The sequence below is a fragment of the Geobacillus sp. CX412 genome (genome assembly GCF_027942335.1).
GTDB classification, from domain to species: domain Bacteria; phylum Bacillota; class Bacilli; order Bacillales; family Anoxybacillaceae; genus Parageobacillus_B; species Parageobacillus_B toebii.
The window spans coordinates 2,645,353-2,671,721 of the sequence record NZ_CP103461.1; the positions used below are offsets into that span (position 1 = coordinate 2,645,353).

The following is a 26,369-nucleotide window of genomic DNA, read 5'->3' on the forward strand; positions in this document are numbered from 1 at the left end:
GGAATAACCGTGAAAATTGATCTTGGGTATATCGGAGCAATAGTCGCACGAAATAGAGCCAAAATGCCATCTGTATACGAAATTAAAAATCCATTGGCTGGAAAGCAATTGGAAGGCATCCGAAATGGACAAGCCTATAAACTTACGATTTCGGATGAAATCAAACAAGTTCAAGGCATGATGGCCATGACGGTAGAAGAGTTTTTTCAAAAAGATATTAACGTACAAAACGCTGATCCTTCCGATATTTTCTCTTATCGGCCACAGGATCAATGGCTTGTGTTTAGCCAATATTTACATGAATCCAAATACTTTGATTCGCTAAGTAATGAAGAAGTAAAAAAAGTAGAATCCATCTTACAACACATAACGGATGGAATGGATAGTTTAGTGAAAAATTCAGGGATTAACCTCTTTGCAATTAAGAAAGAACAACCGAATTCTTATGAAACCCATCTTGAATTGGCTTCTTCGACAGCTGCACTTCAACACTTCAGTGATACGTTTTTAAGTGGCGACGTAAAAGCTGGATTTGATCAACTGATTCAAGATTATGTTCGTCACAATACGAAAAAAGTGATGGATTATCAATCCGTAGAGGAAAGATTCTATGCAGCACGAGCCAAAATCAATCCGCTAAATGCTCCGCTGACATACCAACAAGCACGTCATTTATCAATGACGAATAAACTTGGAAAAACCATTTATACACACGAAGAAATAGAATCGGTGATAAAAAATTATCAAGAAATGTTTAAGGAAATTAAAAATGAAGAGGATTTATCCTCTGTTTTATTAAAAGTTAAAGAACAGCTGCTCGAATTTGTAACGAAAGGTATTTCACCAAAGGATGCGGATTACCAATTGGCAAAAGATTTTGTTGCACAGCGTTCCAATGACACATTCAAGCGAATCGAGAATTACTGGTATATGTTATTGAAAGAAAAATAATTGTGTTCATTTGACCCATGCTAAAAGATAGGAAAAATTTTATACTTTTAGTTACAGTATCTATTACCTTTTGGAGATAGCCATCCGTATTATCAAGACCTAAATTATAAAAAATAAAGGAGAACACATATTAGTCATATATAATATGTATTCTCCTTTTATCTCTTTAGTTGAACACGATTATCTTGAACACAAAAGATAAAAGCAAATAAAGTTCATCAACTAAAAGTGAACTTTAATCTTCTTTTACATCTTGACCAATCAATTTCTTTTCCCCATTTGATTTTCTTCCCTTTTACCTCTTATTCACTCATAACTACCCATATGCCACCATTAGGTATTTATTTTATTTCTTTAAGTACATTATTACCATCTGTTCGTTTATACAGGAAATATCCTCTATTGCCATTTAAAAATAGTCTCATTTCCCCAAGACTGCTACCTACAAAGAGGTGCAGTAATGACCGAATATCTTCGTTCTTCTCACCATTCTTCATATTGTTGCTTAAATCATCAAATATATGCTAAAAATACGATTGGTGAAAAAGATTTAAGTGAAGAACAAATTAAAAAATTTATGGATACAGTTAATCCTAAACTGAATTGGAATATAGCAGATTTTCAAACATAAACTTCTTGAATTAACGTGTGCTTAGTTTAATAAAAGATAAAAGGAGCATTCCTGTTAGAAGTTTTTTCGGGGACTTGAATAAAAAAAGCCCTCTTGGTATGATTCGGGGGTGTCAATCGGATGAATTGACCCCTAATTTGGATACCAAGGAGGACTATACATGAATTCTATCTCAAACAAGAAGATTAATCAAGTCACCGATCAAACGCTGGTTGTTGGCATGGATATCGCGAAAAAGAAGCATTACGCCTGCTTTGTGGATGAGCGAGGGAGGGTGTTAAAAAAGCCGTTTCCCGTTCTGCAATCGAGAGAAGGATTGGAATGGTTGTACCAGTGCATCGTGGAAGCCATGAAGGAATTTGAAAAAACCGAGGTGATCGTTGGCATCGAGCCAACGGGACATTATTGGCTCAATCTCGCTTACTTTCTTGACGAGAAGGGCATTCCTCCATACCCGTCAAGTTAGCGGTATAAAATTTTTTAGGATGATACGCATGTTCGAAAAATCAATCAAAGGATGAAGAGAAAACCAAATGCTGGGCATGCCAAATAACCCTCAAGAAGAGGGTTATTTGGAATTTATATCCATAACCCACACTACCATATCCCCAATTTCTTTAAAAGATCCGATACCGTTTCCTCTCCTTTCCTTCGGTCTTTCCTCGCGTGTTTCCTTAACAGAGACAGGAGAGATGGAAGGACGGTTTCCATCGCTTGGGGATGCAAAAGAAACCGATGCCAATACGATTGGAGGATATTAAGCGCTTTCCATTCACTGATCTCGATTCCCTCCCGTTGATGCCAATACCTTCGGGCTTGGAACAGAAGAGTCTGCGTGACTAAAATGGCAATCAATGTCCCATATAAGTGGCATTCGAATCGTTCCTTCTTCATCTTTTTGACACGGTCAAGGTCAAATAAGGATTTCCAGCCCTTAAATAACAGCTCCACTTGCCAGCGCAGCGAATACAGCTCATAAACTTGTTGCGCATCAAACGATTCTTGTGGTAAATTGGTCAGTAAGATGTGATATTTCTTTTGTTCAAGGGTTTGGCGTGACAGCGCCTTCCCTTTCTTTTTTTCCTTTTTCCGCACATACGTCAGCCGTTTTTCCCATTCTTCCGCTGTGAGACGGCGAAAAATCAGACGCGGAACATACAGGCGTTGGTGTCCGATATACACGTGTTCCACTTCCACGGCTTCCCCCTCGCCCAATCGATTTCCTATCGATTCCCAATCCCATTCGTGCCACTCCCCGTCCTGTTTGATATAGACTTTGATATCGGAACGCAACCGGGTAATATAATAAGCACCTCGAGCATCGATCTCCGCCAGCGTGGCGAGTGAAAAAAACCCCAGATCCCGAATGCAAAGGTCATTCGGTAAAATCGTGTGCTGGGTATGATAAGCAAAACGGGCATCGGAATCATTGGCCTGTTGGACGCACAGCTGAAGACAGGTGCCCGATAACAGCTCATACTCAAATTGGATTTTGGCGCCAGATGAAACCGAACCTTGATAGTCCTCACCATAGTCGGCCGGAAGTAAAAAACTGGTAGAGTCTAAGATCCGCAGACGGGTGAAACAAGCGCGATACGTCTCGGTGATGGAAGAGAGTGCCGGACGTTGATGCATCAGGAGAGTAAAAAAGACCTCTTTTAAAAACGCCACGGCACGAGGCGTAAACCGCTGATTCAGTCCTTCATTCGAGAGAGAGCAATCATGCCAGAGCGCCAAATCGGCACACAACCGCTGAAGCGACTGACAGGCGAGCGATCCGTCTCCCCAAGCACATAGCGTCAGAAAGGCTTCCGCTGTTAATGAACGCTGCCGCTGAATGAATCCGACTTTCCGTGCCAGACGGGTCAGTTCTTCAGAGGAGAAGAGTTGACGAATCGTTTTTATCCATGCCTTCATCTTTTTTGCCATCAAAAAATAATCCTTTCCAACGATGATTTTCGTTAGAAAGGATACCATGTTTTTGGCGCTGAAAAAAGATCAAATTCTTAACTTGATGGCTATGGGGAGGAGGACGTGATTCAATTTCATGACTTTGGCATTGACGTCCAAACGTATGCAGAGCGTGGAAAAGAAAACGACTTCCCTCTTCTGACACAGTGTCCGCATTGCCGGGCCAAGCGCCCGTTACACCGCCACGGTTACTATGAGCGAAACGCATTGACCCCACATGGTGATTATCGCATTTGGATTGTCCGGTATCGCTGTCGGGAATGCTTGAAGACGGTGAGTGTGCTGCCTTCCTTTCTCCTCCCGTATTTTCAGTATACGTTGTCCGCCATATGGCAAGTCGTGAAAGAGCAGTTGGAATTGACCGAGGGGACGAACCGGGCTCCGTTTCTCCCGACAAAGGACGGCATCATCTTTTATGTCCGGCGGTTCTGCCGAAACCTATCAAACCTTCACAGCTTTTTTGCGAGGCGGTGGAGGATCATAGGCCCTATCGTGAAAAAAGAAAAGGAACGGGCTTCCTGGTGGATCCGGACGTTGGAGAAACACGGTCTCTATTCGGTCATCAGAGACATGTGGAAGGACGGATTCCGACACCCTTTTGCGAATCAAATGGGATCCTGATTTTACATACATATCCTAAATTGGAAATGGTTGAGGTTCCCACAAACCTTTCCTATCGACGGAGAAAAAGCGATCCGGTACGATAAGGGCAGACGGACCGGAACGGTCCTGATTCCAAGTGAGACAAGGAGGAGATTCGAATGGATGAGTCGATGAGACACGACATTGCCCTGTTTCGGTACGGGCTAATCGCTCCGTTGGTGAATGGGCAGGTGGAACCGAAGGCGTATCTGAAAGAGGTGAGCGAGCGAATGCACCATGTTCCCCACCAGGGCGACAAACGAATCGCAGCCAAGACGATCCTCGATTGGTGCACCCGATACAAAAAAGGGGGCTTTGACGCCTTAAAGCCGAAGCGCCGTTCGGACCGCGGCCACTCAAGGCGTCTGTCGCCCGATGATGAGGATCATATTTTAGCCCTAAGAAAAGAACATCCCACCATGCCCGTGACGGTGTTCTACGAACACCTGATCGAGCAGGGGGAAATCCCAGAAAACCATATCTCTTACTTTACTATATACCGATTGTTGAAAAAACACAACCTTGTCGGGAAAGAAATCTTGCCCATGCCGGAGCGAAAGCGCTTTGCGTATGACCAGATCAATGAGCTTTGGCAAGGGGACTTATCCCATGGACCAACGATTCGAGTCAATGGGAAAGCCCAGAAAACGTTTTTGATCGCCTATATCGATGACTGCTCGCGGTTTGTGCCGTACGCGCAGTTTTTCCCTTCGGAGAAGTTTGACGGGCTGCGGATCGTCACGAAGGAAGCGGTGCTTCGTTGCGGGAAGCCGAAGCGCATTTACTCGGACAACGGGAAAATTTATCGATCCGAGGTGCTGCAGTATGCGTGCGCCGAGATGGGAATTACGCTCATCCACACCCAGCCGTATGACCCGCAAAGCAAAGGGAAAATCGAACGGTTCTTCCGCACCGTACAGACGCGGTTTTATCCGCTGCTGGAGTTGGATCCCCGAAGTCGCTCGAAGAGCTGAACGAGCGTTTTTGGAGGTGGCTTGAAGAGGAGTATCATCGAAAACCGCACCGCTCGCTGGACGGAAAAACGCCGCATGAGGTGTTTCAATCGCAAGTGCATCTCGTGTCGTTCATCGAAGATGGCGATTGGCTGGATGCGATTTTTCTGAAGCGGGAGCACCGCAAGGTCAAAGCCGATGGAACGATCACCTTGAACAAGCAGCTGTATGAAGTGCCGCCCCGGTTCATTGGGCAATCGATTGAACTCCGCTATGACGAACGGGGCGTCTATGTGTACGAAGATGGAAGGAAGGTGGCGGAGGCCGTTCGGGTTCGTTTGGAGGACAACGCCTATGTAAAACGCCATCGGTCCCCGTTTGCGGCGATTCCGGCGAAGGAGGGAGAACACGGTGTATAAATCGTTTTACTCCCTTTCGCGGGAGCCGTTTGCGAAAGAAACAGACCCGTCCGAGGCGTATCAAGGGGCGCCGTTTCAGGAAGCGTTGCGGGCGCTGGAGTACGTGAAACGAACCCGGGGGATCGGGCTGTTAATCGGAGAGCCAGGGGCGGGCAAGACGTTCGCCCTTCGGGCGCTGAAAGAGTCATTGAATCCATCATTGTATCATGTCGTCTACTTTCCGTTATCCACCGGAGGCGTGATGGATTTTTACCGTGGTTTGGCCTTGAGATTAGGAGAGAACCGAAGTACCGCAAGGTAGACCTCTTCCGCCAAATCCAGCAGGCGATCGAGCGATTGTATCATGAACGGCGGATCACGCCGATGTTCATTTTGGACGAGATGCATTTAGCGAAGGATGCATTTTTACAGGACATCGCGATCTTGTTCAACTTTGAGATGGATTCGACCAACCCATTTGTCTTGATTTTGGCCGGGCTGCCCCATTTACAGGGGAAGCTGCGGCTCAATCAGCACCGCCCTCTCGACCAGCGGATCATCATGCGATACCGGATGGGGCCGCTGGAGAAGGAAGAGGTGGCGGGCTACATCGAACATCGGATGAAACAGGCCGGGGCGAAGCATCCGATCTTCACCCCATCAGCGTTAGAGGCGATTGCCCTGCAGTCGCGGGGATGGCCTCGGGTGATCAACACGTTGGCCACGACGTGCCTGTTATACGGGTATCAGCTGAAAAAGGACGCCATTGACGAAGAAATGGTGCGCATGGCCGCAGAGGAAATGGGGTATTAGCACGAAAGGGGCCGAATCGGCCTCTTTTGTGCTTTCTCTTTTCCATAGGTCCATCAGGCGCGCTGGAAATCTTCATCTGAAAGAGCGTGCAAACGTTCCGAAAGAATGTGCAAAATCCGGAACAATCCGCAAAAATTTTGCACATTATTTCCGAATCCGCCTGAAATAATTTGAAAAAGGGATTCTGAAATAATGTGCTAATTTACAGTATGGTTTAAATACCTTTTGAAGAATATCATTATTCTCCTAGGTAACCAATATTTATAAAATTACGACAACTCATAATAGCTGTTATGAACGGTTATAAGTAACTCTGATAATACGGAATAAGTACGATGTTCCAACCATATTAATAATTGTCGAAAGCTTCATTTGTCTATATTTATGAAATGTGTCCAATTGAAAAAGGGTTATCTCATAAAACTGATGAGATAGCCCTTTTTCGGTGTACCCTTGTAATTACTTTAATTGATAAAACAAAAAAGTAATCCACCCTACCGCCAAGTAAACTCGGTACATACCATATTATATATTACTAAATGTCGGTAGTACAGGATTAACAATGTTAAAAATAAATCAAATAAAATTTTTAGAAAACAGTATTATTTAAAGCGAGAGCCTTTTATGTTCAGCCTGGGATTTTCGTAATTTCTTCACATATTCCCGAAAATCTTTATACTCCACGAATAATTGTGTTGGAATTTTATCCTGAGACACTATTCCCCTCTTAGTAAAAAGCTTCAGATTCAATTAAATATTCTGTGAATGTCTCATTCCCTTTCATGTTTACCAAGTTATATATTTATTGAGAAAGCATTCCCACCGACAGATATTAAGTCCCGATACCTTGTTGCGCCCGATAATACAACTAAACGAAGTAGATCCTCTCTGCCTAGGCTACTATCCAATACAACTGTATTGAAGTGATTTATCGGTAGGATGGTGTTGCAAAACTAGAGTAAAAACTCGAAGTTATGCATAAGGATGCAACATAACACATGCAGTACATATCGATGAAATCCATACCATCTTGGCTGTTCCAACCCGTCACTCTTTAACTCATTAAATACTCGTTCAATCTCACGACGAAGTCCAAACAGCCATTGGCCAAATCTCGTTTTCAAAAAGACAGGAAGAACCCGGCCATAGGCATCTTTTCGTTCCTCGCTATTGCGGCGGTTGATAGGGGAAATGAATAGGATTCCTGACTGCTCTGCTGTTTGACGAACCTTTTCACTGTCATACGCGGCATCGCCCAATACAAATTCGATATCCCACTGCTTTAAAGAAACAAGCAATTCTGGTGCTACTGCCGCATCATTTCGATTCGCTGTGGTCAACACATGAGATAAAATGATTCCCTCGGCGGTGGTGCAGAGATGGAGTTTATATCCTTTAAACCAGTGATATCGGGTGGACACTCCCCACTTCGCCTGTGAATCGTAAAGACTGCTTCGAAGGGCCGTGCTGTCGATCAGCACGATTTGCGGATAACGTACTTCTAGATCTTTGAGCAGCTGTGCATGAAAAACAGGAAATCCTTGTTCCCGGAACCACTTCGCCGCACGGGAAAACGTAGAAAGGTGAGGGACTTCACCAAGCCCACAGGCCCGTTGAAAACAGCGAAAACGCTGCAGGATGCGCACTAATTTTCGCAAGGAATCAATGGAAAAATAGGTTTTCAAAAAGAAACATTTCAACAACGATTTTTTCGACACCGGCGGTCTTCCTGTCACATACGGTGTTTCCGGCAATGATAGCGAGTCGATATACCGAAATAATGCTTCTAAAATTGGGTCAATTTCATAAGTCCATGCATGTTCGCTGTTCCAATTGGAAATCATAATAGTGTCCACCCCTTGGAGAGTTGTTTTTTTGGTCACTGTATATGATTTCCAAGGTGGTGGATTTTTTATGTGCATTTATGCATTCGTTATGCGTTTTGCAACACGTTCTAATTTTAAAGTGGGTTCAAAACAATGAATAAGTAAATGAATAAGTATAAGAAAAGAAAGGATTAAAAGTCATAAAGAAAGGGAGAGGGATACCTAAATCAATAAAATTTAGAAGATAGTTTATTGTTATCGTCATTTATATGAATGAAGCGCATTTATTTCATAACGATTAAGTTGTTTTGAAATGTACATAATTTTAGTTTTGTTTCCTCTTAACTGACTCCCCCCGCAGGCGTATATGGCTATTGAGCTCGAATTTTGAAATGTGGGGGTTTTATGGATGTTTACAGTTGTTTGTAAGCATTTTATTTGCTACATTATGGTTAAGAAAGCTTGTCATGTTGCCTTTAGAGGACATCTGTTTAAAAGGGGATGTCTTCTATGGGTTATGTAAAAAAAGAAGGTTCAAGTTGGTACTTTGTGGCTGAATTAGGAATTGATCCGCTCACTGGTAAGAGAAAGCGTAAAAAGCAGCGGGGATTTAAGACGAAGAAAGATGCTGAAAAAGCACTCGCTCTGATTGAGGCAGAAGTATTTAAAGGAACGTATTTCGAGCCTTCTAGCATTTATTTTAAGGACCATCTTTGTGAATGGTTTAAAGTGAAAAAAACAGTATTAACATCCAAACAGCGCAAGTTTATGAAAACTACATGAACAATAGAATCATTCCAGTATTAGGACATGTTCAACTGTCACAGCTAACTCCAATGTTGTTGCAAAATTATGTGAATGACTTGAAAGAAGAAGGGCTCGCGAGTTCAACGATCAAAAAAATTTACAATATCATAAAAGGCTCGCTTGATTATGCTGTGAACATGGAGCTGTTACCTTCTAACCCCGCAAAAAAGATCCAGCTACCAAAGGATAAAAAGAAAGAGATGACTGTATGGGATATAGATGAAATTAAAGCTTTCCTTAAAGTAGCTAGCCGAGATCGACTATATCCCGCTTTTCATTTAGCGATCACGACTGGAATGCGGCGGGGCGAAATATTGGGATTGCGCTGGAAAGATGTTGACCTTGATAAAGGCATATTATACGTTCGTCAAACTCTAAGCAAAGATGGAAAGAAATTTTTGAGCGGTGCTAAAACTGATTCAAGCGTCCGAAGCATTAAACTCTCTAATGAAACAATTGCTGTTTTGAAGAAACATAAAGCTAGAGTGGCTAAAGAAAAATTAAAATGCGGACCTGATTATGTAGATTATGACCTTGTCATTTGCACGTCAAAAGGCACACCTGTAAATCCTGAGAATTTGAAAAGAACTTTCGAAAGGTTGATTAAAGCAGCGGGTGTTCCAAAAAACCGCTTCCATGACCTGCGCCACACTCACGCTACGATGCTCCTTGCACAGGGTGTACACGCAAAGGTAATATCCGAACGTCTAGGTCATAGCAATATTAAAACAACACTAGACATTTATTCTCATGTATTGCCTAATATGCAAGAGGAAGCGGCTAATCAAATCGATGCCCTGTTATCAAAATCAAACTAAAAATGCTTCGGCACCAAAATGGCACCAAATATAATTTGGACACCATTTTGAGTGCCCTGCTATAAAAAGCAAAAAGCTTGAAACCCTTGATACGCAAGGATTTCAAGCCTCTCACTTTAGTGATTCCGACTGGGCTCGAACCAGCGACCTCCACCCTGTCAAGGTGGCGCTCTCCCAGCTGAGCTACGGAATCATATTCTGTTGAACACATCTATTATTATATGGATAAGCCTGATCTTTGTCAAATACTTTTTTAAAAAATTTTCATCTAGCGATTGGGTGTCAATCGCTGTACGGCATTGTCTCGTACAGGCAATAGGGCAAGAACGATCGTAAATCCCCGCTTTCAATACATCATTATGTTATTTAGCACTTCTATATTTATTCCTTTGTTTGATCACATATCATCGGAGACATTTATTTCGTTTAATGAATAAACGAAAAGGTATGCGCGAGGCAGCTTCTTTTGGCGCATACCTTTTTATTTTATCGTGCTGAAACAGTGGATGATGATGTTTCTTTGACATATGACAGTGCTTGCTCGAAATCGGCAATTAGATCGTCAGCGGCTTCAAGGCCAACACTAAGACGCAGCAAGCCGTCCGTGATGCCGCGCCGCTCCCGTTCTTCTTTCGGCATCGCCGCATGCGACATTTTGGCAGGATACGATAAAATCGATTCGACTGCTCCTAAGCTGACGGCAAATACAGGGATGCGAACATGCTTTACAAACGTCCGGACCGCTTCTTCATCGGCAAGGCGGAACGATAATACCGCGCCAAAGCCTGATGCTTGGTAGCGCTGAATCGCATGGCCCGGATGATACGTAAGCCCTGGATAATACACTTCTTCCACTTTTGGATGGTTTGCTAAATAACGGGCGATGGCAAGCGCGGATTGCGACGATTGTTCGAGGCGGACGTGCAGCGTCTTTAATCCGCGCAACACAAGCCATGCGTCTTGGACGCCGAGCACCGCTCCGAAAGAGTTTTGCAATTTGTACAGCTGTTTGGCAAGTTCCTCGTCTTTGACAACGGCAAGCCCGGCAACAACGTCGCTATGCCCCGATAAAAATTTCGTCGCGCTATGAAGGACGACATCGACACCAAGATCGAGCGGACGCTGCAGAGCGGGAGTCATAAACGTATTATCTAAAAACGTTAAACAGCCATTTGCCTTTGCAAGCTTCACAATCCCGCGAATATCGGTCACTTTTAAAAGCGGATTCGATGGGGTTTCAACGTAAATGACTTTTGTATTCGGGCGAATATGGGAAGCTACTTCATGCAAATCGGTCATATCAACGAACGTATATTCAATACCAAAGCGGCTCAATACCTCGGTAATCATTCGGTACGTACCGCCGTAAACGTCTTCCGTCACAAGCACATGATCGCCTTTGGACAAGAGGAGAAAAGCGGTGGAAATCGCCGCCATTCCGGATGAGAAGGCGAAACCGCGCACCCCGCCTTCTAACGCCGCAATCGTCTCTTCCAACGCTTCGCGCGTCGGATTGCCTGAGCGGCTATAATCATATTTGCCGAATGTATCAAAATCAAATTGATGGAACGTGGAAGCGTGCTGAATCGGCACACTGACCGCTCCCGTTTGAGGATCCATTTTCCATTTATTATGGAGCAGTTTCGTTTGAAAAGATATGTGTTGTTCCATCTCCCTACACCTCTTTCATACTTTTTAACGCTTTCGATAAGTCAGAAATTAAATCTTCGACATGCTCGATGCCGACAGAGAAACGAAGCAGCCGGTTACAGACACCGTTGGCGATGCGGATTTCTTCTGGAATATCGGCATGGGTTTGCGTTGCTGGATACGTAATAAAACTTTCGACTCCTCCTAAACTTTCGGCGAATGTAATTAATCGTAAACTTTGCAAAAAGCGGTTGACCCATTTTTCTTCGCGCAAACGAAACGATAACATGCCGCCTCTTCCCGGGTATAATACATCAGTAATATCTTCATGCGCCGCTAAAAATTCACTGATTCGCTTCGCGTTTTCTTCGTGCTGCCGCATCCGAAGCGCCAGCGTCTTCATGCCGCGAATAAGCAGCCATGAATCAAACGGTGAAAGCACAGCGCCAATTGCGTTCTGATATTCCGCAAGCCGCTTGCAAAGTTCCTCCCCCTTCGCAACGACGAGACCTGCCAACACATCGTTATGGCCGCCTAAATATTTTGTCGCACTATGGATGACGATATCGGCTCCTTGCTCGATCGGACGCTGAAAAACTGGTGTGTAAAACGTGTTGTCGACAATGAGAAGCAGTCCATGTTTTTTCGCAAATTTTGCCACTTCAGTAATGTCCGTTTCCTGCATTAACGGGTTCGTCGGTGTTTCTAAAAAATCGCTTTTGTTTTTTCAGTGATGTAGTTCTCTACTAATCGTATGTCGCGAAAATCTACATAATGAAAAGACAAGCCGTATTTTCGCCAGCCGCGTTCAAATAAACGATATGTACCTCCATATAAATCGGAGGAAACGAGAAATTCATCCCCGCTTTCAAATAACGCAAGAACCGTCTGAATGGCCGCCATGCCCGAGCTGAACGCGTAGCCTTGGTCTCCTCCTTCTAGCTTTGCGATCGCTTCCTCGACGATTTTCCGAGTCGGATTGCCGGTACGAATGTAGTCAAATCCGGTAGACTTCCCGATTCCTTCATGACGGTACGCGGTCGAAAAATAGACGGGCGGATTGACCGTTCCTGTGACCGTGTCACTGCGGTTTCCGATTTGCGCCAATAACGTTTCCATTTTCTCCATCTGTATCTCTCCCTCTTCTATAAAATAAAAAAAGTCTTCTAAGAAGAAGACTTTTCCATACGTCGATCAGTGCTTCTTCTTATCTGCCGAATTGAAAAAATTCAATTCGCTGGATTTAGCACCTGGCCAAACGTTTGGCTGGTTGCTGAAGCTTCATAGGGCCAGTTCCCTCCACTTCTCTTGATAAGAATGCATCCTTCACTATTCATTTTTTCTGATTACTAAAAAATGTACCTCATTTATCGTAAGTTTGCAAGAAATTTTTTAAATTTTTCAAATTGACACGTTGTTTTTATACGTTGGAAAAACTCCGGCGCTTTTTTATGTAAATATTCATCATAATCTGCTGTGTTTGTTAACATGTTTTTACAAAAATATGGTACAATAACAGGTGAATCTGTTTTTGTTGGAGGATCCATCATGGCATTACAAAAGGGACAATGCATGATTACACTATTTATAGCGATGAGATGGATGAGGAAATAACGCTGCTTGCCTATTTGCCAAGTTCGTTTTCCCTGCTTCATAAGTATTCTCTTCTTATCGCTCAGGATGGGAAAGATTATTTTATGTACGGGAAAATAAAAAGCGTTATTGAACAACTGATGGAAAACGGCGAGATTGACCGCACCATTGTCATCGGAATTCCATATCGCGATGTTAAGGACCGCTATGAGAAATATCATCCAAACGGAAAGAAAAACAGCCGTTATTTGCGTTTTTTAGCACATGAGCTCGTTCCGTTTTTAGATCAAACGTTTCCTACGTACCAAATCGGAAAAGGACGCGCGCTCATCGGCGATTCCCTTGGCGGCACTGTATCACTAATGGCAGGATTATTGTATCCGCATACATTTGGAAAAATTGCGATGCAGTCGCCATATATCGATGAAGGAATCATCGAACAAATTTTACAATTTACAGAACCATCATTATTGCAAATTTACCATTCGGTGGGCACAAACGAAACAGCAGTGAAAACGACGGACGGAAATGTGCGCGATTTTATCACTCCAAATCGAAAGGCGCGTGAAGCGTTTATTCAAAAAGGATTTTTGTATGAATACAACGAATTTGATGGCGGTCATGCATGGACATATTGGCAGCCTGATGTTCCGCGTGCAATCGCGCATATCCTTTCTTTGTAAACACTACTATGCTCTTCGGAATTTTGTTATAATTAAGTACTACTTATCATAAGGAGGGGTTTTTATGAATATGGTATTGCTTTATTTCCTTCGAAGCGAATACAAGATTTTGCCAATTCCTATAGAAAGCGTTACGACAGCCATTACGCCCTCATTCCGCCGCATTTAACCTTAAAAGAGCCTTTCGAAGCTGACGACCAGAAAATTAAAGAAATTGTGAAGGAACTGCGCAAAATCGCCGCTGAAACAGATGTCATTCCGTTAAAAGTAACAAAGTTTAGCTCATTTTATCCAACAAGCAATGTTATTTATTTAAAAGTGGAACCGAACGAAACACTCGAGCGTCTCCATGAGCGGCTTCACAGCGGAATCCTTGCTGATAAGTCAGAATACGTATTTGTCCCTCATATTACCATCGGCCGTGATTTGCCAAACGCTGAATATGCTGATGTATACGGACAATTACGGATGCAAAAAGTTCATTTTGAAGAAACGGTTGACCGCTTCCACCTTCTATACCAACTGGAAAACGGCTCATGGACAGTATATGAAACATTTCTTGTTGGAGGAAAGGAACAAGAGTAATATGAACGTAGCAATCGGAACAAAAAATGATACATCTTTATACAACGATGCCTTGCTTGTTCGACGAATCGTATTTATCGAAGAGCAGCATGTTCCGGAAGAAGAAGAAATTGATGAATTTGAGCAAGAAGCGATGCATTTTGTTTTGTACGATGGGGAAAAACCGATTGGTGCCGGCAGGTTTCGCACGATCGATAACGGTCTAGGCAAGATCGAACGAATTTGCGTTTTGCCGCAATATCGCGGCAGTGGGGCAGGAAAGCTGATTATGGAAGCGATTGAGCAGTTTGCAAAAAAACAAGGTGTCCCAAAAGTAAAACTGAACGCGCAAACACATGCGGAGCCATTTTATCAAAAACTTGGATATCAAACCGTTTCCGATGTGTTTATGGATGCTGGAATCCCTCATGTAACGATGGTAAAATCGCTTTAAGACCGTATCAAACGATGGTACGGTCTCTGCTCATTTTCTGCAATCCATAAAGAATAGTTGCGTACACTGTTGTTACATAAGCGGTTATGCTGTACGTATAACAGCCAAGAGAAAATACAATTTCATTTCCAATTCATACATAAGCCGTTCGTGACTTAGTCAATCATTTTCACGCCATATCATATTTTGCTGCACTAGTTTCTTTATATCTTCTGTATATTGTCCATGCCCTACAACAGCACGCTTCATTCGGAATGAAAGCAATCATTGTAACGTCTATTCCTTTGCGCATATTTTATTTCCTTTGTTTACTATTTATATTATAGATTTTCAAGACCGTCTTTTTGTAATTGATTCGCTTTAGTTGCCAATATTCATTTTTTCCTAAGGAATATAAAGAACAAAAGGGAGCTTCGATTCCGAAGACTCCCTTTTGCTTACTTTTTGTTATTCAACATGTTAGCAATCGTACTAAAATCAAGCTGTTTTCCGTTTTGAATGATCGTTTTGACGATTTGGTCTTCTAGCTCTTTTGGCACTTTCCGATTGGCGATTTGCGCGACGCGTTTGATGACGTGACGCACTGTTTTTTCGTCTTTAAAATTGGCATTTTGCAAAGAATTGGCTAATTCGAATACGTCTTTCATATTTACACCTGTTTTCTTTTCGATATTTTTAAAAAACTGATTATCCATTTACCAAATCCTCCTTTTCCTCTTATATCGTATGAATTGAAAACCAATAAGTGCATACATCAGAAAGAAAAAGTACGAGCTGCCCGTCGAATAGAACAGCCCGCACCCATTACATGACATTAGTATACAAACGCAGCACCGACAATAATTAACAAAATGAACAACACAACAATCAACACAAAGCTACTGCCATGGCCGAAACCGCCATAGCCAAAGCCTCCATAGCCGAAGCCTCCGTATCCTCCGAAACCGCAGCATCCAAAGCCCATAATGGTGCACCTCCTTACGCTTTGTTACTTTATCGTATTCATCATGCTTGCAACTGGTATAGGCGTATATGGAAATCTATTCCCCAAATATCCGAAACAGCTTCGAAAACTGGTTTTCTTTTTTCGAAAACCACTTGTTCATATAATCCAAGTTTCCTTGGACGCCTTTTAAAAATTGATTATTTAGCTTCTCGATTTCCTGTATTTTTTTATCGAAGTCTCTTCCCCACTGTTCAAACAACTTAATAAACTGCTCATGTCCCTCTTTTTTAGAATTCGCCCACGTTTCCAGCGCTTTTTCCAACTCGCGGCTCATCCTATCCCCTCCTTCCTTACCATTTGTTTATGCAATTTAGGGGACAATGTGCCAAAGCATATAAATTCTTTTTTTCCACAAAAATGTGATAAAGTATAAGCGGACACTACTTCATTCAAGGGGGAAATTCTATTGAAAGAGCTCCAAACGACAGAACAATTCCAAGAGGTCATTTCGGGGGAAAAACCGGTAATTGTAAAGTTTTATACAACATGGTGCCCAGATTGCACAAGAATGAACATGTTTATCGATGATATCGTTAACGAATATTCGCAATACGATTGGTTCGAAATTAATCGCGACGATTTTCCAGAGCTTGCTGAAAAGTACCAAGTGATGGGCATTCCAAGTTTGCTCGTCTTCCGAAATGGGGAAAAAATTGCTCATCTCCATAGCGCCAATGCGAAAACACCAGAAGAAGTAAAAGAATTCTTGCAGTCATTAACCGTATAAATTTTTGCAAGCAAAAAAGCCGCTTGTCGGGTGAATATTCCCTAGCGGCTTTTTCCTACTTTGCATTTTGCGCTTTTGTTCAAAGAACAGAAACGCTTTTTAATTGCCGATGGCCGTCTTAGAAAAATTTTGCTTTCCAATACGTCTGTTAATACTCAATATCTTCATAATCTTTCGGCTGATGGGTGACATTGTTTTCGTTGTACATAAATTCAATCGATATTTCTTCATCGGTGGTGCTTGCACGGCTGTTTTTCTTTAATTCCAGTTTAATTTCTTCGTCTGTCGTCCGAATACGTTTTTTTTCCATTTAGTATATGCCTCCTTTAGTTTCGTAAAAATGGCTCCACTTTTTGCAATAGTTTCTGCATTTTTTCAGCGTTTGTCTTATATAGTTCTTTTGCTTCCTTTGACTCTGTTTGCAAAGCGAATAATTCAAAGTCTGCCTGCACTTTTTTGATCGCTGCTAGCAGCAGCTTTTTCTCTTGCGGCTCAGGAATTTGGATTTTATCGTCATACAAATCGAGCGTCAGCTGACCGTAAGAGTCTACTTGGCCTAAAAACACATTCTCGATCGCCACCCCTTGTTTATCCAATTCCTGTTTTAGCCAGCCGCGGTTCAGCCCCATCGTCGCAAGCGGCTCATCTAAAATCATGCCGTCCATAATTACTGTTTGCGGCTCCTTTTCTGACGGAGGGTTTGGAAATACGTCCCCAACGGTTAACGGCTGTTTTTCCCGTTTCAATAACACGTTTAACTCGCCGTTCGGCTCAAGCACCGCAAATTCCACATCTGCCACACGAAACACATCTTTTTTGCGAAGCTGCTCGAGCAATTCATCGACGGTATATTTTTCCCGTTTTAAATTATCTTCTAACACTTTGCCGTTTTTAATAAAGACCGTCGAATTGCCTTCAACGAAGTTGCGGAATTTTTTATTTCGCAGTGAAAGACGGGAAGTAGCTACCGGGAATAACGCCCAAATTAAAATACTTGTAATTCCTTCCTCCAGACTAATACTTAAATCCATTGACATTGTTCCCGCAATGTCGCCAATGGTAATGCCGACGATATACTCAAAAAACGAAAGTTTTGCTAATTGTTTTTTTCCTAATATCCGTGTAATGATAAACAACCCAATTATAATAAAAACCGAACGAATTGCTACTTCTAACCATACTGGCATCGATCATGCTCCTTACTTTCCATGATATTGAGGCTCCTCCAATTCCAGCTTGCCGATACGCTTTTTTATATCTGCAATAATTTCCTCTGTCATCATCATCGCCTCATGGAACGTTCTCTGCGCCTCTTCATCTTGTGAAATGAGAGCAAGCCCTTGCAGTCCGGCATGAATGCTCTTTAAGCTCGCTAGACTTTGTTTTACTTGCGAGGCAACGGTCATCGCTTTTCCTCCTTATCCTTTTGGTCGGAATAATAGTGCACCGATAAATCCAAATACAATTGCTGCCGAAATACCAGAACTTGTGACTTCAAACATTCCCGTCAGCACTCCAATAATGCCATGTCTGTCCGCCTCTTGAAGCGCCCCATGAACTAGCGAATTCCCAAAACTGGTAATCGGAATTGTTGCACCAGCGCCAGCAAAATCAATGAGCGGCTCATATAAACCGAAACCATCTAAAATGGCGCCAACGACAACCAGCGATGTCAACGTATGGGCAGGAGTCAGTTTGAACACATCCATCAAAATTTGTCCAATAACACAAATAAGCCCACCGACAACAAACGCCCAAAAAAACATCGACATCATGATTCATCACCTCCATACTCAATCGCCACCGCGTGAGCAATGCAAGGAATCGTTTCGTTTTGCTGGAACGAAAGCGGCGATAGAAGGGCGCCGGTTGCAACGACGAGAATTCTTTTCAGCTCTCCTCGTTTCATTCGGTTTAACAAATGCCCGTATACGACAGTGGCAGAACAACCAGCACCGCTCGCTCCCGCTAATACGGGCTGACCTTCTCGGTAAATAATCAATCCACAGTCTTGATAGCGATCTTCCTCTACATTCACTCCGTGTTGACGCAATAAATCGAACGATATTTCATGTCCGATCTTTCCTAAATCCCCGGTGACGATCAAGTCATAGTAAGAGGCATCAATTTGCATATCGCGCAAATGTGCTTCGATCGTATCTACTGCCGCAGGTGCCATCGCTCCACCCATATTGAACGGATCGCTCAATCCCATATCAATGACCCGGCCGATCGTCGCTGATGTAACACGCGGTCCATCGCCGTGAGAGCTGATAAGCGCTACACCTGCCCCGGTGACTGTCCATTGGGCGGTTGGCGGCTTTTGCCCACCGTATTCCGTTGGATAACGGAATTGCTTCTCTACCGCCGCATTATGACTTGACGCACCTGTCAATATATAGTCTGCCCCACCGTAATTCACAATAAAAGCACTTAACGCCAATCCTTCCATCGAAGTAGAGCAGGCGCCAAACACCCCTAAGTATGGAGCGCCAATCGTTCTTGCCGCAAAACTAGTCGGGGTCATCTGGTTAATAAGATCTCCGGCAATTAGAAACTGCACTTTCTCTTTTTCTATTCCCGCTTTTTCCATCGCTTTGAACATCGCTTCTTCCAGCAGCACTTTGTGCGCCTTTTCATACGATTCCTCACCGAGCCACAAATCTTCATGAAGCAGATCGAAATCGTCGGCGATGCGGCCGTTTGCTTCGAACGGCCCTCCAACAGCCGCCGTTGACAAAATAGTCGGTTTGTTTTCAAATACCCATGTCCGATGCCCTTTTAGCATTATAAACCACCCCATTTCGTTGCGATCGTTTTCACTAATGCAACGACAAAGGCGGAAAACGTACCAAATAAAATAACCGACCCTGCCAGCTTAAACATGTTCGAGCCGACCCCAAGCACAAATCCTTCCGTCCGATGCTCAATCGCTGCCGAAATAACGGCATTCCCAAAGCCTGTAACAGGAACAGCGCTGCCAGCCCCAGCAAATTGCGCAATCCGGTCATACACTCCAAGTCCGGTTAAAATCATCGAAATAAATACCATCGTTGCTACGGTCGGATTTCCCACCGTTTGCTCCGTAAAATCAAAAAAGTACATGTAAAGATACGATATCGCTTGCCCAATGGTACAAATTAGCCCGCCAATAAGGAAAGCGCGAACACAGTTTTTCAAGACAGGGCGTTTCGTTTCTCGTTCTTTCTCAAATAAATGATATTCTTGTTGTACGGGAGTAAGTTTTTTTCGTTTCTCGTTTGCCATGGTGCCACCCCTTACGTGAGCTCTTCGCTTAATTGTTTGATCTTTTCTATTTGTTGATCCACTTTCCGTTCATTCCATTTTTTATTTCCTAATTTGCCACGCAGCTCTTCTGTTTTCCAAAAAATTTTTAAATCACTCGATGAAACAATTTGATAATTTGGAAATAAACGTATTAACTGACGATCAATTTCTTTTTCGATTTGTTTGCGATAAAATCGATGCATATGCTTTATTTGATAAGCAACGAGCAGTTTATTGCTTGTGTTTACAGCAACGACATCTTTTATATCATCTCTTTCCTTAAGATGCGCAACTGCTTGTTCTGCCGCTTGCTGATTGATGGCAGCCTGTTGCGCTCCATTTGTATTTATTTCCATGAAATCAGATCCTTGCATCGACTGTTGCTTTACTTTGTTTTCATTCGCACAGCCGCCCATTAATATGCCGATAACAATCGTCATCATCAACCATTTTCTCATTCTCATCAACCCATCCATTTATGTATTTCGTTCGAAAAAAGGTTGGTATATAACCAACCTTTTTTCAACATCTTTGGAAACTCGATCTCGCTGCAAAATAGCATGTGTTATTGTTGTTTATATTGTGGCTCTTCGTTTTGAATTTCTTGCACGCGAGAGTTGACTAAATCAACGATCGCTTGTGTTTGTTGCGCTGCTTGTTGATAAAGTTGTTTTGCTGCTTGGTTTTCCGTTTGTAATGCAAATGTTTCGAAACTTGCTTGAGCTGATTTTAAACCTGCTAATGTTTGTTTTACTTGAGTTGCAACAGTCATGTTTATTCCCTCCCTAATATTTGTGGTAGTATCGATTACAATTGTTAGAATGGATTTTTTTGCAGAAAAATATAATTGTCATTTTTTACAAAAAATTAGGCTGTCCATAGAACCGGACAGCCTTTTCTTTATACTTATTTTTCTTCCTTCACTTTGTCAGAAAAACCGCGGCCAAGAGATGGGTTGTTAATAATCCCTGCGATGACGAGAATGCTTAAAAATGCTTCATACAGACGCTCGTACTTCCCTAAATCGATATCGACGCCAAATGTTTGCAGCGCCAAAAAGATAAAAGAACCGATGGCAAGCCAAAGACCATAGTTTTTAAAGCGTTCCACTTACGCTTCCCCCATCCATTTTCACCAAATGCTTAAATCCAGGAAAAAGGTCTTCTTTCCTCTTCATGATCATCATGCTTATGATCATCACGCGGTGATTCTTCATGAACATCTTCAATTGCTTCTACATCTTCGCGATGCGGAAATAACCACGGATCGCGAATGCGTCCTTTTGGAACTATTATCACATCGTCAGCATGAATAATTAGCTTATCGACATGGATAACACGAGATTTTTTACGACCAGACATCCCCATTCCTCCTTCCTGTCGACTTGTTGCATTGTTAGACTATGCAACTAGGCAGATGAAGGTATAGGCATTTTTCACAGTTTATCCATTATTTCTTTTTATTGTTCTGCCGCAGCCACATCCTCCTGCCCGCTTCGCAGCCGTCTTTTTGGAAGAATACACTCGTTTTGCCTTAATTTGCTGTGGTTGAATTCCTTTTTTCATCGCTATAACCTCCAAGCTGTGTAGTGTATTATTAGTTTATGTGGTGCGGAAAAAATGTGTTTCTCCTTTTTCATCAGGATATAATTGGCATTGGCCAAAAAACTGTTGTCGAAAATCCCGTAAACATTCCATGATGTTGCAATGATTTCTTGCTTTGCGTGTATTAATCGATACTTTATCATAGATACAAGAAAACGAGCGGGAGACCTTTCTTTCCCCCGCTCGTTTTTATGAATCCCATTTTTCCACTGCCCATTCGATGAAAGAGGCGCCCCCAGCAATCGCCAATATCATGAGAAGTGGATGAAATATAATAGGACAGAATATGTTGCCGATATAAAGAATAGCAGCACACCAAATTCCTGTACACCAATAGCAGCTCAGCAGTTCCCCGATCCAATGGCGCAGACCGCTTCCTTTAATATGCAAAAATGATTGTACCGTTCCATCTGGTAATGTTTCTTCCACAATTTCATGAAACGGCTTCCGTAAAAAAGCAGTAATCGAATCAAACATGATCAATCTCGTTAACCGAAATGTCCCTAAAATAAAAAGAAAAAGTTCAGTAGCGGTCACGATGTTCTTCTTCTCCCTTCTCAGAAAAACCAATTAACGTAAGGGAAACGACCTCCTTTCTTGGAATCGCAACCTCTCCGAAAGCAGTATCCATGATAATTTCCGTTTTATCATATTCACGGATGATTCCTTCTCTTTCTCCGTCCGTACTAACGAGCTTGCATTTTATATTGGCAAGATGCTCTGGGAGATTGCCTAAAAAGGACAGCTGTTCCTCTAGCGACATTTGTTGAAACTGCTTTTCTTGCTCTTGGACAATTTCTTCATGTCCCCATTCGTTCTCATGCTCCGTTTTTTTCTCGACATCCTTTTTGCTTTTAAACGTTTTCTGCATGTAAGAAACCACACGCTCCAGCTTCGGCTGCACGATATAAAGAAGCGGCTCATTTTCCACCATATCCCGCCGTTTCATCGATAGTCCCCTCCTTTTTCAACTGTTGCCTTATATATGTATGCTGTTTATCATAAGAATTGCCAAGAAGTTACCCAAAAAAAAACAAGCTGCTCCTTTTCTAGGAACAGCTAATCCGATTTATATAACGTTTTTTTGATCGCTATCACCATTGCTGGATGGGAATGATCGATAATCCGGCTCTAATTTTTCATTTTAATACCCTAAAATATGGTACCCAGAATCGACGTGGATAATTTCCCCCGTAATGCCGCGTGACAAATCGCTAAATAAAAATAGTGCCGCATCGCCAACTTCTTCTTGCGTCGTTGTGCGACGAAGCGGAGCGCGTTCTTCGATTTGTTTTAAAATCGAGTTGAAGTCGCTAACCCCTTTTGCCGATAACGTCCGAATCGGTCCTGCTGAAATGGCATTGACACGGATGCCGTATTTTCCTAAATCGTTTGCTAAATATTTTACACTTGCATCAAGCGATGCTTTTGCCACACCCATAATGTTATAATTTTGTACCACACGTTCACCGCCAAGGTATGTTAATGTGACGATGCTTCCACCTTCGGTCATCAACTCTTTCGCTTCCCTAGCAACAGCGGTTAATGAATAAGCGCTGATGTTATGGGCAAGCAAAAATCCTTCGCGGCTTACATTCATATATTCTCCGCTTAAATCTTCTTTGTTTGCATATGCAATACAGTGGGCAACCCCATGAATGACGCCAACTTGCTCCTTAATTTGTTGGAAGCATTGGGTAATTTCTTCATCTTTTGTCACATCACATGGCAAAAGAAGAGAGTTTTCATCCTCCAGCGTATCAACAAGAGAGCGAACCTCTTTTTCAAAACGTTCCCCAGCGTATGTAAACACAAGACGAGCCCCCGCTGCGTGCAAAGACCGCGCAATTCCCCATGCAATACTGCGTTTATTCGCCACTCCCATAACCACATATGTACGTCCTTTTAACGATAAATTCATCCGTCATCCTCCTATATCCATTAAAATTAATATTTGTTATTAGTACCTAGTGTTAATTTTATTATATGATAAGTCTCACAGAAAGTAAATGAGTCAAAACTCTTTGCAAAAATATCGTAATTCGTTAATATGGTATATGGCATGTTTTTATCATGATGGAGAGGGTCATAATATGGAACAAGATCGGCTATCACAACCAAAGCTTGATTATAATTTGTTGTTTATTTTGTTTTTAATGGCGATTGTTAGTGCGATCGCTATTCATAGCGCACAACCAACTTTGCCGGAAAAATTGCAGAATGTCAATTTTGCTTATAAACAATTGCAATGGTATGCGATTGGAGTTGTTGTTATCGCATTAACGATGATTATCGACTATGATCGTTTTTTCCAAATCGCGTGGTATTTATATGGATTTGGAATGCTGCTGTTATTGGGTCTTGAACTTAACGTTCCTGGAACAGTCACCATTAAAGGAGCAACAAGCTGGTACTCTCTTCCAGGCGGGAACTTTCAGCCATCTGAATTAATGAAAATTTTTATGATTATCGTTCTTAGCCGCATTATCATTAACCATCGCGAGAAATATCCGGAACCGACCGTAAAAGATGACTTTAGGCTGCTTGGCAAAATCGCCTTAACTGTTTTGCCGCCATTAATATTGCTAATGAAGCAACCGGATTTAGGAATGTCGATGGTGTTTGTTGCCGTTACCGCATCACTTGTGCTCGTTTCTGGCATTCGCTGGCGCATCATTCTCGGAATTGTGTTTGCCGGATTGATGGTCATCGCTATTCTTGTATTTATTTTCTTCCGATTTCCTGACTTTTTCCACAAATATATTTTAGAGGAATATCAGTTAAACCGTTTTTATGGATGGCTTGCTCCTTATGAATATTCTAATGAACAGGGCTTCCAGCTCATTCGTTCCCTGCTTGCGATCGGATCAGGAGAATTGTATGGAAAAGGATTTGGCAACATTCAAGTATACCTCCCGGAAGCACATACCGACTTTATTTTCGGAATCATCGCCGAACAGTTCGGGTTCATTGGTGCAAGTGTTGTCATTTCACTGTTTTTCCTTCTTATTTACCGCATGGTTCATATTGCTTTAGAAAGCAATGATTTATACGGAAGCTACTTATGCGCCGGGGTCATTGGAATGATTACATTCCAAGTATTTCAAAACGTTGGAATGACCATTGGACTTTTGCCAATCACCGGGCTTCCGCTTCCATTTATCAGTTATGGGGGAAGTTCGCTTGCGACTTATATGTTAGCCATTGGACTTGTTTTGAATGTCCATTCACGCACGAAAAAGTTTATGTTTTCTTCCGAAGAATAAAAAGCCGCATGATCAGCGGCTTTTTATTTTATAATAATCATGCGCATTCATTACTTTACTAAAGGAGAATGAAGCGATGAAAATCGATATCATTGGCGATATTCATGGATGTTATTCAGAGTTTGTAAAGCTAACTAAAAAGCTTGGATATGAATGGGACGACGGCATTCCCCTTCACCCAGATGGGCGGAAACTCGGCTTTGTCGGCGACTTAACAGACCGCGGCCCACAATCGTTGCAAACAGTAGAAGTTGTCTATTCCCTTGTCGAGCGCAAGTCAGCTTATTATGTCCCAGGGAATCATTGCAATAAACTGTATCGCTTCTTTTTAGGAAGAAACGTCCAAATTACGCACGGTCTTGAAACAACTGTCGCAGAATATCGCGCATTGCCGCCAAGTGAACAAGCAATGATTCGAAAAAAGTTTATGAGGCTATATGAAGCCGCTCCGTTATACGCGCAGCTAGATAACGGCCGCCTTATTATTGCCCATGCCGGCCTTCGTCAAGACTATATTGGAAGAAATGATAAAAAAGTTCAAACATTCGTTCTTTATGGTGATATTACCGGGGAAACAAATCCCGATGGAACACCTGTCCGGCGAGATTGGGCAAAGCGTTACACAGGAAGCGCATGGATTGTATACGGTCATACACCGGTGAAACAACCTAGAATCATTAATCGTACGATTAATATTGATACTGGCTGCGTATTCGGCGGAGCGCTTACCGCTTTTCGATATCCTGAAATAGAAACCATATCGGTTCCATCTTCCTTGCCATATGTGCCGGAAAAATTCAGAACGTTCGATTGAAAATGCCGCTTATCAGCTTACTCGTTCCATCAATTGTTTCATATCATCAGGAAGCGGGCAAGAAAACGTATATATTTGCCGCTTGATCGGATGGAAAAAGGAAAGCTCTTTGCTGTGCAACGCCTGGCGGCTAATTGCTTCCCGGCTTCCGCCATACAATTCATCCCCTGCAAGCGGGTGGCCAATATGCGCTAAATGAACACGAATTTGATGCGTGCGGCCTGTCTCTAGCTGGAGCGATACGTATGTATATTCACGAAGCCGCTGTAATACGCGAAAATGAGTAACGGCCCGTTGACCATCATCGCGTACTTCCCGAGCAATAATGCTATCGCTTTTGCGGGCGATTGGCGCATCAATCGTCCCCTTGTCTTCCGTTAAACATCCGTGACAAATCGCTTCATAACGCCGCGTTACTTTTCCTTGTTGCTGCAGCGTGGATAATAAATGATGAATATGACGATGTTTTGCGACGAGAGCAAGGCCGGAAGTATCGCGATCCAGTCTTGTTACAACATGAATCGTCGACTCTAACTGTTGCTTTTGGTAATGATAAAGCAATGCATTAGCAAGCGTGCCGCCCGGATGCTCACGCGATGGAATCGTTGCCATAAACGGCGGTTTATTCACGACCAAAACATATTCATCCTCATATACAATATCAAGCGGAATCGCTTCCGGCATCATCCCTTCACTTGGGGATTCTTTTGGAAATAGTACTCGCAATGTTTCTCCACAACAAAGACGATGACGAACAGTGACTGGCTGTTCATCCACGAAAATGGCCCCTCCATGGAATTTAATGTCTGTTAATGCCGTTTTCGAAATGCCTTGTTCCTTTAAAAATTCCCGGACAAGCTTCCCTTCCTCTTTTTGCGTAATCGTCCAAGTTAGCGTAAAACGCGACAAT

At 42.6% G+C, this 26,369-nt stretch carries 30 protein-coding genes, 1 tRNA gene, 5 pseudogenes and 1 riboswitch; of the genes and pseudogenes, 13 read left to right on the forward strand and 23 right to left on the reverse strand.

Annotation, left to right across the window (positions count from 1 at the left end):
• Nucleotides 1–9 precede the first annotated feature (9 nt).
• From NXM86_RS13805 to NXM86_RS13815, 3 genes and pseudogenes are all read left to right on the forward strand, one after another.
• The gene (locus tag NXM86_RS13805; protein WP_375217311.1) at nucleotides 10–951 is read left to right on the forward strand and encodes a hypothetical protein; all 942 of its coding nucleotides are present in this window, start codon (nucleotides 10–12) and stop codon (nucleotides 949–951) included.
• A gap of 460 nt (nucleotides 952–1,411) precedes the next feature.
• Nucleotides 1,412–1,582 (forward strand): hypothetical protein, encoded by a 171-nt coding sequence (locus tag NXM86_RS13810; RefSeq protein ID WP_160331322.1) that lies wholly within the window; start codon nucleotides 1,412–1,414, stop codon nucleotides 1,580–1,582.
• A gap of 160 nt (nucleotides 1,583–1,742) precedes the next feature.
• A pseudogene (locus NXM86_RS13815) lies at nucleotides 1,743–2,030 on the forward strand (IS110 family transposase); the annotation flags it as partial.
• Between the two features lie 149 nt (nucleotides 2,031–2,179).
• Here NXM86_RS13815 and NXM86_RS13820 read toward each other — a convergent pair.
• A complete protein-coding gene (locus tag NXM86_RS13820) occupies nucleotides 2,180–3,511 on the reverse strand; it encodes an IS4 family transposase (RefSeq protein WP_190305590.1) in 1,332 nt (443 codons plus the stop codon).
• Between the two features lie 105 nt (nucleotides 3,512–3,616).
• Here NXM86_RS13820 and NXM86_RS13825 point away from each other — a divergent pair, with 105 nt between their 5' ends.
• The 3 genes and pseudogenes from NXM86_RS13825 (at nucleotide 3,617) to NXM86_RS13835 (ending at nucleotide 6,359) form a co-directional block, all read left to right on the forward strand.
• Nucleotides 3,617–4,174, forward strand: coding sequence for a DUF6431 domain-containing protein (locus tag NXM86_RS13825; protein ID WP_498958168.1), 558 nt, complete (start codon nucleotides 3,617–3,619; stop codon nucleotides 4,172–4,174).
• Nucleotides 4,175–4,314: 140 nt separating this feature from the next.
• A pseudogene (locus NXM86_RS13830) lies at nucleotides 4,315–5,567 on the forward strand (IS481 family transposase).
• A 103-nt stretch (nucleotides 5,568–5,670) separates the two neighbouring features.
• Nucleotides 5,671–6,359, forward strand: a pseudogene (locus NXM86_RS13835) (ExeA family protein).
• Nucleotides 6,360–7,312: 953 nt separating this feature from the next.
• Here the strand turns inward: NXM86_RS13835 and NXM86_RS13840 are convergent.
• Complete coding sequence (locus tag NXM86_RS13840; RefSeq protein WP_011886641.1) at nucleotides 7,313–8,203, reverse strand: ISNCY family transposase; 891 nt, start codon at nucleotides 8,201–8,203, stop codon at nucleotides 7,313–7,315.
• A gap of 492 nt (nucleotides 8,204–8,695) precedes the next feature.
• On the opposite strand from NXM86_RS13840, the pseudogene NXM86_RS13845 reads away from it, so the two are divergent.
• Nucleotides 8,696–9,810 (forward strand): annotated as a pseudogene (locus NXM86_RS13845) (site-specific integrase).
• A gap of 120 nt (nucleotides 9,811–9,930) precedes the next feature.
• Here the strand turns inward: NXM86_RS13845 and NXM86_RS13850 are convergent.
• The 3 genes and pseudogenes from NXM86_RS13850 to NXM86_RS13860 form a co-directional block, all read right to left on the reverse strand.
• A tRNA-Val gene (locus tag NXM86_RS13850) sits at nucleotides 9,931–10,003 on the reverse strand.
• A gap of 293 nt (nucleotides 10,004–10,296) precedes the next feature.
• Nucleotides 10,297–11,481 carry a cystathionine beta-lyase gene (gene metC, locus NXM86_RS13855; protein ID WP_081189628.1) on the reverse strand — a complete coding sequence of 395 codons (1,185 nt, stop codon included), beginning with the start codon at nucleotides 11,479–11,481 and terminating at the stop codon, nucleotides 10,297–10,299.
• Nucleotides 11,482–11,485: 4 nt separating this feature from the next.
• Nucleotides 11,486–12,588, reverse strand: a pseudogene (locus NXM86_RS13860) (methionine biosynthesis PLP-dependent protein).
• Between the two features lie 76 nt (nucleotides 12,589–12,664).
• A riboswitch (SAM riboswitch) is annotated at nucleotides 12,665–12,778 on the reverse strand.
• Nucleotides 12,779–13,028: 250 nt separating this feature from the next.
• On the opposite strand from NXM86_RS13860, the gene NXM86_RS13865 reads away from it, so the two are divergent.
• The 3 genes from NXM86_RS13865 to NXM86_RS13875 are packed head-to-tail and all read left to right on the forward strand — an operon-like array spanning nucleotide 13,029 to nucleotide 14,754.
• Nucleotides 13,029–13,736 (forward strand): GTNG_0744 family esterase, encoded by a 708-nt coding sequence (locus NXM86_RS13865; RefSeq protein WP_498958169.1) that lies wholly within the window; start codon nucleotides 13,029–13,031, stop codon nucleotides 13,734–13,736.
• Between the two features lie 48 nt (nucleotides 13,737–13,784).
• A complete protein-coding gene (locus NXM86_RS13870) occupies nucleotides 13,785–14,321 on the forward strand; it encodes a YjcG family protein (RefSeq protein ID WP_498959044.1) in 537 nt (178 codons plus the stop codon).
• 1 nt (nucleotide 14,322) lies between these two features.
• The gene (locus tag NXM86_RS13875) at nucleotides 14,323–14,754 is read left to right on the forward strand and encodes a GNAT family N-acetyltransferase (RefSeq protein ID WP_012749483.1); all 432 of its coding nucleotides are present in this window, start codon (nucleotides 14,323–14,325) and stop codon (nucleotides 14,752–14,754) included.
• 437 nt (nucleotides 14,755–15,191) lie between these two features.
• On the opposite strand, the gene spoVIF is transcribed toward NXM86_RS13875, so the two are convergent.
• From spoVIF to NXM86_RS13890, 3 genes are all read right to left on the reverse strand, one after another.
• Nucleotides 15,192–15,449, reverse strand: coding sequence for a sporulation-specific transcription regulator SpoVIF (gene spoVIF, locus NXM86_RS13880; RefSeq protein ID WP_012749482.1), 258 nt, complete (start codon nucleotides 15,447–15,449; stop codon nucleotides 15,192–15,194).
• A 119-nt stretch (nucleotides 15,450–15,568) separates the two neighbouring features.
• The gene (locus tag NXM86_RS13885) at nucleotides 15,569–15,718 is read right to left on the reverse strand and encodes a YjcZ family sporulation protein (RefSeq protein ID WP_012749481.1); all 150 of its coding nucleotides are present in this window, start codon (nucleotides 15,716–15,718) and stop codon (nucleotides 15,569–15,571) included.
• 76 nt (nucleotides 15,719–15,794) lie between these two features.
• Nucleotides 15,795–16,034 (reverse strand): hypothetical protein, encoded by a 240-nt coding sequence (locus NXM86_RS13890; RefSeq protein WP_012749480.1) that lies wholly within the window; start codon nucleotides 16,032–16,034, stop codon nucleotides 15,795–15,797.
• A gap of 132 nt (nucleotides 16,035–16,166) precedes the next feature.
• On the opposite strand from NXM86_RS13890, the gene NXM86_RS13895 reads away from it, so the two are divergent.
• Complete coding sequence (locus tag NXM86_RS13895) at nucleotides 16,167–16,487, forward strand: thioredoxin family protein (RefSeq protein WP_062753718.1); 321 nt, start codon at nucleotides 16,167–16,169, stop codon at nucleotides 16,485–16,487.
• 148 nt (nucleotides 16,488–16,635) lie between these two features.
• Here NXM86_RS13895 and NXM86_RS13900 read toward each other — a convergent pair whose 3' ends face one another.
• From NXM86_RS13900 to fabI, 14 genes are all read right to left on the reverse strand, one after another.
• Nucleotides 16,636–16,797 (reverse strand): hypothetical protein, encoded by a 162-nt coding sequence (locus NXM86_RS13900; protein WP_012749478.1) that lies wholly within the window; start codon nucleotides 16,795–16,797, stop codon nucleotides 16,636–16,638.
• Nucleotides 16,798–16,813: 16 nt separating this feature from the next.
• A complete protein-coding gene (locus NXM86_RS13905; RefSeq protein ID WP_012749477.1) occupies nucleotides 16,814–17,674 on the reverse strand; it encodes a DUF421 domain-containing protein in 861 nt (286 codons plus the stop codon).
• A 12-nt stretch (nucleotides 17,675–17,686) separates the two neighbouring features.
• Nucleotides 17,687–17,893 (reverse strand): DUF1657 domain-containing protein, encoded by a 207-nt coding sequence (locus NXM86_RS13910; RefSeq protein ID WP_012749476.1) that lies wholly within the window; start codon nucleotides 17,891–17,893, stop codon nucleotides 17,687–17,689.
• A gap of 12 nt (nucleotides 17,894–17,905) precedes the next feature.
• Nucleotides 17,906–18,262: a stage V sporulation protein AE gene (gene spoVAE, locus NXM86_RS13915; protein ID WP_089096963.1), complete on the reverse strand. Its 357-nt coding sequence runs from the start codon at nucleotides 18,260–18,262 to the stop codon at nucleotides 17,906–17,908.
• A complete protein-coding gene (spoVAD, locus tag NXM86_RS13920) occupies nucleotides 18,259–19,275 on the reverse strand; it encodes a stage V sporulation protein AD (RefSeq protein WP_062679096.1) in 1,017 nt (338 codons plus the stop codon). Before spoVAD ends, spoVAE begins: the two co-directional genes overlap by 4 nt.
• On the reverse strand, nucleotides 19,275–19,754 hold the full coding sequence (gene spoVAC, locus NXM86_RS13925) for a stage V sporulation protein AC (RefSeq protein ID WP_062679097.1): 480 nt from the start codon (nucleotides 19,752–19,754) through the stop codon (nucleotides 19,275–19,277). The genes spoVAD and spoVAC overlap by 1 nt, the downstream gene beginning before the upstream one ends.
• 11 nt (nucleotides 19,755–19,765) lie before the next feature.
• Nucleotides 19,766–20,233, reverse strand: coding sequence for a YhcN/YlaJ family sporulation lipoprotein (locus NXM86_RS13930; protein ID WP_309217645.1), 468 nt, complete (start codon nucleotides 20,231–20,233; stop codon nucleotides 19,766–19,768).
• Between the two features lie 107 nt (nucleotides 20,234–20,340).
• Complete coding sequence (locus tag NXM86_RS13935; protein ID WP_012749471.1) at nucleotides 20,341–20,547, reverse strand: DUF1657 domain-containing protein; 207 nt, start codon at nucleotides 20,545–20,547, stop codon at nucleotides 20,341–20,343.
• Nucleotides 20,548–20,681: 134 nt separating this feature from the next.
• Nucleotides 20,682–20,885: a phage holin family protein gene (locus NXM86_RS13940; RefSeq protein ID WP_205423994.1), complete on the reverse strand. Its 204-nt coding sequence runs from the start codon at nucleotides 20,883–20,885 to the stop codon at nucleotides 20,682–20,684.
• Between the two features lie 32 nt (nucleotides 20,886–20,917).
• Nucleotides 20,918–21,136, reverse strand: a complete 219-nt coding sequence (locus NXM86_RS13945) for a hypothetical protein (RefSeq protein ID WP_012749469.1) — start codon at nucleotides 21,134–21,136, stop codon at nucleotides 20,918–20,920.
• Nucleotides 21,137–21,217: 81 nt separating this feature from the next.
• A complete protein-coding gene (locus tag NXM86_RS13950) occupies nucleotides 21,218–21,340 on the reverse strand; it encodes a hypothetical protein (RefSeq protein ID WP_012749468.1) in 123 nt (40 codons plus the stop codon).
• Between the two features lie 228 nt (nucleotides 21,341–21,568).
• Nucleotides 21,569–21,916, reverse strand: a complete 348-nt coding sequence (locus NXM86_RS13955; RefSeq protein WP_498958172.1) for a DUF1360 domain-containing protein — start codon at nucleotides 21,914–21,916, stop codon at nucleotides 21,569–21,571.
• Nucleotides 21,903–22,328: a CotO family spore coat protein gene (locus NXM86_RS13960; protein WP_012749466.1), complete on the reverse strand. Its 426-nt coding sequence runs from the start codon at nucleotides 22,326–22,328 to the stop codon at nucleotides 21,903–21,905. The genes NXM86_RS13955 and NXM86_RS13960 overlap by 14 nt, the downstream gene beginning before the upstream one ends.
• A gap of 195 nt (nucleotides 22,329–22,523) precedes the next feature.
• Nucleotides 22,524–23,300 carry an enoyl-ACP reductase FabI gene (gene fabI, locus NXM86_RS13965; protein WP_012749465.1) on the reverse strand — a complete coding sequence of 259 codons (777 nt, stop codon included), beginning with the start codon at nucleotides 23,298–23,300 and terminating at the stop codon, nucleotides 22,524–22,526.
• A gap of 172 nt (nucleotides 23,301–23,472) precedes the next feature.
• Here fabI and NXM86_RS13970 point away from each other — a divergent pair, with 172 nt between their 5' ends.
• Both NXM86_RS13970 and prpE read left to right on the forward strand, forming a co-directional pair.
• Nucleotides 23,473–24,645, forward strand: a complete 1,173-nt coding sequence (locus NXM86_RS13970) for an FtsW/RodA/SpoVE family cell cycle protein (protein ID WP_375217316.1) — start codon at nucleotides 23,473–23,475, stop codon at nucleotides 24,643–24,645.
• Nucleotides 24,646–24,721: 76 nt separating this feature from the next.
• Nucleotides 24,722–25,459 (forward strand): bis(5'-nucleosyl)-tetraphosphatase PrpE, encoded by a 738-nt coding sequence (gene prpE / locus NXM86_RS13975; protein ID WP_498958173.1) that lies wholly within the window; start codon nucleotides 24,722–24,724, stop codon nucleotides 25,457–25,459.
• A 12-nt stretch (nucleotides 25,460–25,471) separates the two neighbouring features.
• Here prpE and NXM86_RS13980 read toward each other — a convergent pair whose 3' ends face one another.
• Nucleotides 25,472–26,368 carry an RluA family pseudouridine synthase gene (locus NXM86_RS13980; protein WP_498958174.1) on the reverse strand — a complete coding sequence of 299 codons (897 nt, stop codon included), beginning with the start codon at nucleotides 26,366–26,368 and terminating at the stop codon, nucleotides 25,472–25,474.
• Nucleotide 26,369: the final 1 nt, after the last annotated feature.